Origin of the sequence: Paraburkholderia ribeironis (genome assembly GCF_900019265.1) — a bacterium.
Lineage (GTDB): Bacteria > Pseudomonadota > Gammaproteobacteria > Burkholderiales > Burkholderiaceae > Paraburkholderia > Paraburkholderia ribeironis.
This window is the reverse complement of sequence record NZ_CYGX02000099.1, coordinates 1-8,055: the sequence shown is the minus strand read 5'-3', so window position 1 is coordinate 8,055 and position 8,055 is coordinate 1. Positions and strand designations below refer to the sequence as shown.

Here is an 8,055-nt window from a genome sequence, read left to right as displayed (position 1 = left end):
ATCAGCGTTTCCCTAGGCCGTTTGACGATGGTAGACGAAATGGCCTGAAGCCGCCTTTCTCGACGCGCCGGTTCTGCCGTCAGTTGTCGTCGCCCCTCGCGATTTAGGTCGGGTCCAGCCTTTTCCTGCTATCGATCGCCTGATTCAGGGTTTCGGGCGAGATACACCCGTTCACAAGATTGAGGAGAAGGTGGAACGTTTTTTGTGGATTTTGGGAGGCAACGCTTCTATGTAGTTCCCAGATACGCTCGCCACCCCGGATACCAGCGTCATCCATCTTGTTCAACAGCGCCATCGGGTTTATGGACTGTTGACAGCATTCCCCAAGCACTCGGACAGCACCGGGGTTGTCATCTGCCAATTTCAAAGCTGCGTCACTAACCGACATGCCGGGCGTGAGCCATTTCCCAGAGCTTGGCGGTGAGGATTGGGCCGCCGTGAAGGATGTTTCGCGCGACACCTGTGCGTTCGAGGAGTTCGAGGTGCGCCTCGGCATATTGTCGAATTGCGCGTTTTGTCCTCTCGGCTGTTGTGCACGGGAGGGGGAGGGCCGCGATGCATTGACGGAACCGGCTTGCTCTGGGTAGTGAGCGGATTGGTTCCCACAAATTGAAGATATGATGTTCCCCATCAAATACTCCCTTCCGAAGGGTAAGTGACTGAGTGTCCCAACAATTGCCTCGACGGCTCATCGAACTACGCATGCCGTAGCCCTTGAGCAGGTCCTGGAAATCACGACTGCAATATTGACTGCCCCTGTCGCTATGAAGGATCAGGCCCGCTTCCGGCCGGCGGCGAAACCACGCCATACGCAGCGCGTCCGACACCAGCTCCGTGCGCATGTGCGGCTGCATGGACCAGCCCACGACCTGACGGCTAAACAGGTCGAGGATGACGGTAAGGTACAGCCAGCCCTCATCAGTCCAGAGGTACGTAATGTCCGTACTCCAGGCCTGATCGGGGCGAGCGGGAGAGAAGTCACGTTGCAGCAGGTCCGGCGCGACCGGCAGGCTGTGGTTGCTGTCAGTCGTAGCCTTGAACCGGCGTTTGGTCTTCGCCTTGATGCCGTGCAGCTTCATGAGTCGCTGGACACGATCCTTGCTGACGCGAATGCCTTGGGCAAGCAGCTTCTTCCACACGCGTGGCCAGCCGTATTCACCTTTGGATTGTGCGTGCACGGCCTTGATGTGGACCAGCAGGGCATCGTTGCTGATGCGTCGGCGTGGACGGTCCGTATCGACATCCCGGGCCTTGCGCGCGTGGTAGCCACTGGGGCTGACGCCAAGCGCCTGACAGAGCAGCGAAACCGGCCATTGTCGGCTGTGACTTTCAATCCAGGCGTACTTCATGCCGACCCCTTCGCGAAGTACGCCGCGGCTTTTTCCAATATGTCGCGCTCCATCTTCACGCGCGCCAGCTCCGCCCGCAGCCGGGCAATCTCCATCTGTTCGGGCGAAACCTGTTTCCCTGCCCCGTTCAGCTTGCCAGCGCTATCGGCCTTCACCCAGTTGTGCAGCGTCTTCGGGCTGATGCCCAGTATTTTTGCTACGGCCGCCATGCTCTGGCCGCCACGCACCATGCGCACGGCTTCCATCATGAATTCCTGCGTATACCGTGCTCTCGGATTACCCATCCCTGTTTCCTCCTTGCATGAGTTTTACACACTCAGCAAGGGATCCATTATTTACGGGCAAGCTCAGATAACCGGGCCGGTAGTGCGTGTCCGGACGCGATGACGATGGCCCCGGCTGGCTCCGGCCGCGGGCCATCTCCCCCTCCTTGTCCGACTCGAGCTTCTCGCGCCACTCGCGCCGGGACAAGTCGCGCAAGGGATCCCCGGCGTTCTCTTCGCCGCCATGAGGCCGGGAGGAGAACGCCCGCTGCCGCTGCGCGCCCGGATAAGGCTGCATCCTCCGCGCCTGGCGACGTACGGCCAGCGGCGCCAGGCGCATATCAAGGGCCGGACCTGTGTGCTGATCCCTGGCGGGTTCCCTGGCCCCGCCAGGGATCGTCTGTGTACCGACTGCTCAACCCTTTCATTGGCACCGCCTTCATCCCGATTTATCGGTCTGTCGATTTTCATTGCCGCAAATCAAGGGCTTTGCAGGGCGTTGTCACGTTGGCAAGGGCGGCTGGATTAAAAGACCGAATAACAAGGTTCTGTCGCGATAAGAATGGCAGGCCGAGCATTTTCCCATATATATAGGATTGCTTATGTCACCGGTGAGTAGATGAGCGGCTGCCGTTCGGTCATCGACGTCGTTTTTCATCTGCCCCTTACGAATCATATGTATCACCTCAACACCAGAGAGAATGATGCGCGAACATCGAAAATCCTCGAAGCCCATCATCGGTCTGATGATCTGTTTGATCGCCCGATGATCCTCTTCGATGATGTTATTCAGATACTTGTTCTGGCGGATCCTGAGCGGAGTTTCGCGCTCGGCGTTGATGGCGTCAATCTGAGGTTCTGGCTCGTATTTCTTCCAGTGTATCATCCAGAAGCTGTTGCGCTTCCTCGGCTGACTCCACGCCAAACATGACGGCCCCGAACGTGCCGTCGATGTGCATCATCAGCACGTGTGCCTTTGCGGTCTTGCCTTTCTTGAAACGGGTCACGAGCTTCCGGTAACCCTTCAGTGCCGCCCCTGAGGAAAACAGTGCTTCGTCCGGCTGCCAGTTATCGACATGACCACCCCACCAACGGGTATCGGTCTGGTCAATGAGCGCCACGAGCAGGCGGCGATTCAGTTTTGTTTGCTGTGCACTGGAAAATGCGTCTTCCAAAGAAAGTGTCATGTGCGTTCTCGGTCCTTGATCGGATGAAGCGGATGGATGTGTGTCCGCAATTTCTCTACTTATGGCGGATCGTATTTAGCGGCTTGAACGAAAACGCTAGCATGCCAATCGCAGAAAGCTGAGACCAGAAACGAAATGTCATACCTCAAACACGAACTACTGCCACGTACCCCGAATCCCACGGCGCTGCCAATCCAGCAAAGGCACCTTCATGCCCAATCATTGGAGACGTTGGCCTTAGCGGGCTTTGTTCGTAAGCGCGAAATAAGGCGCAGCTAGCCTCCGTAGTCGGGAAAATGCAAGCTGCGTCCGCAGACTTGAATTGCGGACGCAGATAATGACCGACACTGACTTTGACTTTTTCGTAAGCGGCCGGCGAACCCACCTTGACGAACGGTGAGTCAGGTGGCAGATGGAAGAGGCCGCCAGTTATGTGGCAGCAATGCGGCGATGTCGCTCGCCCTGTGGGTAGGCAAGTGTGTCAGGATGTCTTTCAGATAGGCGGGAGGTTCGTGACCGTTGAGTTGCGCTGAGCGGATGAGGCTCATGATTGCGGCCGCACGTTGGCCAGCGCGCAGCGACCCGGCGAATAACCAGTTAGACCTGCCGATGGCCCATGGACGGATCTGATTTTCTACCCAGTTATGCCGACTCCCCGATTATGCCGACTGTGACTTCGGCAATCACGCAATTCGGGCTCAAATTGACGAGCGACGCGACATAATTCTCGGATGCTCCACGGCGCCCGAGGAGCGTGCCCTTGCTGTTTCACTCCGTCCGAGCAAGGGTTCCAAGCCGACTTTGACCACCGAACCCCTTGCTGACCTTCCTTTAAACGCTTTATTATGCCGTGCCGCAAGCTGCCGACAAGGGTGCCACCGGTTCCCAGCCTTGCTCATCGGAAGGCGAGCGGCATAATCTGAGAGTCGGCATAACGTCATGGAACTCGATATCCGCCCCTTCTGCACTGGCAGAGCTTCGTGGTTGTTCAGCGACACCGTTGCCGGAGCAAAGGCGAGCGCCATGGTGTACAGCTTGATGCTGAGCTGTCGGGCCTGCGGCCTCGAACCCTATGCGTACCTCGTACACGTGCTGACCGAGTTGCCGCAACGCGCCGGGTGCCGACATCAGCGATCTGCTGCCGTTCAACTATGCGAAGCGCAGCGCCGAGTCGAAAGCGAGCTGACACACAAGACGCGCGCAGGCCGCCACGTCGGCGCGCACTCCCCGAACACAATTGGAAACATCGCCGGTCAATATCGACCATCGCGGTGGGGCTACTCACGCTCGCAGAATGCAAACGATTCCTCATTCGGTAAGCTAAATCTAGCGCTTACGAAGAAACTAAGAACACCGACATCTGCATTGCGAGCACTGAGCAGCGTTCGATGCCACTTCGTTCGCCGAATTCATTGCGATGTGCTGATAAGAACACGACCAAATCCGGCCGAAGTTAGACGGGCTGGGAGCGTTTCAATACAGCACCCGATTCCAGCTAGCTGTAGCGGCCGATTACATCCAGCGCAGGCCGATTACATCAGCGCTGGCGGGACCACATTAATCGAGAATATCGATCGCCCCCGGACCTCATTACGTGAGAATGAAACCACATTAGTTGAGAACAGCCCGATTGCATCGACCAGGAACCACTTTGCGTGAGAACGCTTGGGGCGATACGCCTGCAAGCAGAAGTTGATACTGTACGCGTTGGCTGGCTGCAGCCAGCCGTTGAGTGTTCTACGTCATACCGTCCAAGGCGCAGGCTTGCCACTTTGCGCCCTATGGAGCTGGTATGTCGGGGTCAAACATCGGTTCGATTACTTTGCGCCGTCTCTTCCGTGCTTGGACGCCTGGCTGTCACAGCTTCGTAGTGTCCCTGCTGGTCCCAGATAACGACATGGTGCGTGAACGGGGCACTCGCGCCAGAAGCGGAAATGGTTTCCTTGCTCGTCACGGGGTATTCCGCGTCTAGACCCGCTTCGACTATCCCAACCTGTATGTTTACGTTGTAGCGATCATTGACAAGCCTCGTGAGGGTCTTGGCCGCTCCACCAACGCCGGTATCCAGATGCAGCATCATGTCGTTGCTGTCGGACGGGTTTTTCACGTCGTACTCGCGGCGCAACTCGTTAACTTCGTTGTCGAGATTGCTGTCGTTCAAATCCGGCCTGAGGTGTTGCACCAACGCATAGATCGCGCAGTTGTTCCCCGTTCCCGGGTTGGAAATGACCTGCAGGTCATGTTTGGTCAAGTGTGCCCTAAAAGCGTTGTTGAGGTCGGCGAATCCCAACATCTGCTGCTCCCGGTTATCGTTGGAGACTTCAGACGGTTCTTCGTTCCTGTCAGCCTGATTGACCACGGCGTTATTCGTGGGATTAGAAGTATGCGTCGTGTTGCTTTGAATGGCTTGCGGTTCAGGTTTGACCAGTATCCCGAAAGCCTTCTCCTGCAGGCTGCGTGCGATGGCTTCCTCCACCGCAGCTGCGTCGGCGCTATCCATTTCGTCAGCAGTGCGAGCCTTCTTTTGTCCGACTGTGCCGTACCTAGCCAAAAGTGTTTTCTGGTCAGGGACTGGTGAGCGAACGTCTTTTATCGCTGAAGTCCCTTGGCTCGAACTCAAGTCGCGATGGGCATTAGCGCCAATGTTATTCTGGACTCTTGGCTTTAACCCTGCCAATTGACCACTCGTGCACAAGGAGGATGGGGAATTAGGATTACTGGACGATTCTTCGCCCGTACTCGTTGCCGTCAGATCGGTGGAAATGTTACTAGAGCTGGAGACACTGGAGATTGGCATGTCTGTTCCACGATGAATGAGGGTTTTGAACTGCAGTTCGGCTGCTCGTGCTTGCAATATCCTGTCTTCGCGTGCCGTATCGTAGCCTGCATCGATGGATGCATCGATTTGATATAGCCTACCCCGGCAGCACCCCATTTTTGCATACGCGACTACGCGCTGAGTGTCCTTAGATCTCTGAGGGAGCAAACATCATTGGATCAAAGTCAAAACTGACGCCTGCGTCGTTGCGTCCGCCTATGAGCCCCTGAGCTTGTTGCCGGGTTCCCTTTGGTAGCGCTCCATGGCATCGATGGCCGCTTCCTGACGGCGGATCAATGACTGCGGCAAATGGTCAAAAGAAGTCGGCGCAGACGCCCCGTCCGTATATCGCGTACTTGGGTCCAAGGCACCCGTTCGTACGTCCCATAGCTCGGACGGGTCTGCGTCCTCCAACACCTCCTTCAGAAGTTTTGGCCCGATCTCTGCGTGCTTATCCTGTTCGAGGGCGCCGGCTATGGATTTACTCGACACGGTTTCGCTGCTGTCAAAAAGTCGTCGGGCATCGGTTGAAGGCTCCGTGCCCGGAGGCCGCTCATGGTCAGCCGGGCACGGCATCAGGCCATCGGCATCGGCCAAGGTATAGGCCGAAGGAAACTGCGTCCATGCATCGACTACGACCGTATTTTTCGTGCCCCACCGGGAATCGCGAGGGTCACCAATCAGCGCATAATCGTGATCCTGCTCCTGGTCACTGACGAGCAAGAGTGGTGCATTGAGCGACGGCCCACCGGCAAGGTGCAAATAGGACAGCGCCGCCGTGTCGCCACAGTTGCCGGCCTGAAACGCTAGGGCAGCCTCGGCATGTTGATGTAGCTCTGCTTCGGACGTCCCGCCTTCAGAACGAAGGGTCGCGCGATGGCGCGCATACGACATCCGTACATAGCTCTCCCCCCAAGTCTGGACGATGTCCGGCAGTTGGTTGCCCTGTCCATAGGACAGCCGTTGCTTCACGTCGACGACCGTCGCCTGCGCACGATGCAGGTTATCGAGGGTTTCCGTGCGCACCTGCCTGACAGGAGCCGAATAGTCCTTGCGCTGCAATCGGTCTGCGCTCACGAGTTCGTGCAGTGCACCGTAGCCCGTATGGGGGCGGGATGGGGTTGACGCAACGGCGGTGGAGGTCTGCTCCGCATCGGCTTCGCTCGTTACCTGCGAAGCAGTCGAAATCTTGGGGAATCCGATCATTTGGGGCACTCAAGATCGATATTCAAAGGTGCCGCAACACGCTGGTCACGACCATCCATCCGAAGTGGGCAGCCCGTACGCGACACTGGCCATTCGTTGCCCACCGTCGGTCAGTACGCGACCCTGAAGGTCGGCGAATCTTCGAGGCGGCGGCGTTCACCTTTCGTGAACAGGAGTATTGAGCATAGACGAAATTGTCGCCAGCTGCCGTAGAAACTAATGCGACATCTAGTGCCGCCGGACGGGATCCTGCATCGATTTTCGGCATGGCTACCTATTCCTCACGGAATGCCCTATTGCTGCACGATACAGGGTGCGTGTGGCAAGAAGGACGAAATGAAGGTGCTCCTTGCTGCAGATCAAGGGCAGCGGTGTCAATAGCGCGTGTCAAATCGGTTAAGGTGTTGGGCTGAACGAACTTAGAACCGACAATGAATAGGCTGAAGAGCCCAGACGAACTGACTCGCCTCTGGTTTGGGGTCAATTCTGCGCGGACATCAACACTTACGGGTGCATCAAATATTGCCCGTCCTATTCGGCGGCGGAGCGGACGTGCTTTTCCTTGTGTCACGGGGCGGCGTAATCGAGCCGGGGATGGGCGGCGTGATGGAGCCAGCAGAAGCGGGTTCTGGTGCAAATAGGTAAGCGGGTTGAGAAAGTTCATATAGGCAGGAAAGCTTATCGATCAAACAGGACCGTATTCCATACGGCGGGCGCAGCGGGCTCCTTGAGGCCGAGCTTCGCGAGAGCGAACTGCCCCTTGCGAATGCGATGCGTCAACCCGATTCCTGAAATCGTGGTCGCGGCGCTCCCGAATCGCTTGAACCCAAGCATCACGTTCGTTCTGGACTTGATGTGGCGATGGGCTTGCTCGATCACGTTGTTCAGATATTCTGAGGACCCGGACCTTCGTGTCTTCAGGCAGCAGACCATCGGTCTTCATTTCGCGCACCGCGCGGTGCGAGGCGGCATAGCCGTCGAGCGTGATGCTCTCCGGCGGCTGGCCCTGACGCTGGATGGCCTTGCTGAAAAAGCTTTGGCCGCAGCCACGTCGCGTCGGGCTGTGAGCATGAAGTCCACCGTCTGGCCGGCCCGATCCACTGCCCGGTACAGGTAGACCCACCTGCCGCGAATCTTCAGGTAGGTCTCATCGACACGCCACGAGCGACCCGCAGGTGTAGCAAAGGGTTCTGTTGCAGTAAGGCCCACGTTAAAATTGGGTAGCGAATTTT

The 8,055-nt window shown here is 57.3% G+C and carries 3 protein-coding genes and 5 pseudogenes; 1 reads left to right on the top strand and 7 read right to left on the bottom strand.

Annotated features, from left to right (window positions below):
• Positions 1 to 653: 653 nt before the first annotated feature.
• The 4 genes and pseudogenes from BN2475_RS30220 to BN2475_RS30200 all read right to left on the bottom strand — a co-directional run.
• Positions 654 to 1,633 (bottom strand): annotated as a pseudogene (locus BN2475_RS30220) (IS3 family transposase); the annotation flags it as partial.
• A gap of 604 nt (positions 1,634 to 2,237) precedes the next feature.
• Positions 2,238 to 2,462: pseudogene (locus tag BN2475_RS30210) on the bottom strand (DDE-type integrase/transposase/recombinase); the annotation flags it as partial.
• Complete coding sequence (locus BN2475_RS30205) at positions 2,458 to 2,799, bottom strand: hypothetical protein (RefSeq protein WP_094783068.1); 342 nt, start codon at positions 2,797 to 2,799, stop codon at positions 2,458 to 2,460. The pseudogene BN2475_RS30210 and the gene BN2475_RS30205, both read right to left, overlap by 5 nt.
• A 401-nt stretch (positions 2,800 to 3,200) precedes the next feature.
• A pseudogene (locus tag BN2475_RS30200) lies at positions 3,201 to 3,446 on the bottom strand (transposase domain-containing protein); the annotation flags it as partial.
• Between the two features lie 283 nt (positions 3,447 to 3,729).
• Between BN2475_RS30200 and BN2475_RS30195 the strand changes: the two are divergent.
• A pseudogene (locus BN2475_RS30195) lies at positions 3,730 to 3,985 on the top strand (transposase domain-containing protein); the annotation flags it as partial.
• Between the two features lie 615 nt (positions 3,986 to 4,600).
• On the opposite strand, the gene BN2475_RS30190 reads toward BN2475_RS30195, so the two are convergent.
• From BN2475_RS30190 to BN2475_RS30180, 3 genes and pseudogenes are all read right to left on the bottom strand, one after another.
• Positions 4,601 to 5,299: a hypothetical protein gene (locus BN2475_RS30190; RefSeq protein ID WP_143325976.1), complete on the bottom strand. Its 699-nt coding sequence runs from the start codon at positions 5,297 to 5,299 to the stop codon at positions 4,601 to 4,603.
• 534 nt (positions 5,300 to 5,833) lie between these two features.
• Positions 5,834 to 6,823, bottom strand: a complete 990-nt coding sequence (locus BN2475_RS30185; RefSeq protein WP_094783066.1) for a hypothetical protein — start codon at positions 6,821 to 6,823, stop codon at positions 5,834 to 5,836.
• Positions 6,824 to 7,501: 678 nt separating this feature from the next.
• Positions 7,502 to 8,055 (bottom strand): annotated as a pseudogene (locus BN2475_RS30180) (IS6 family transposase); the annotation flags it as partial.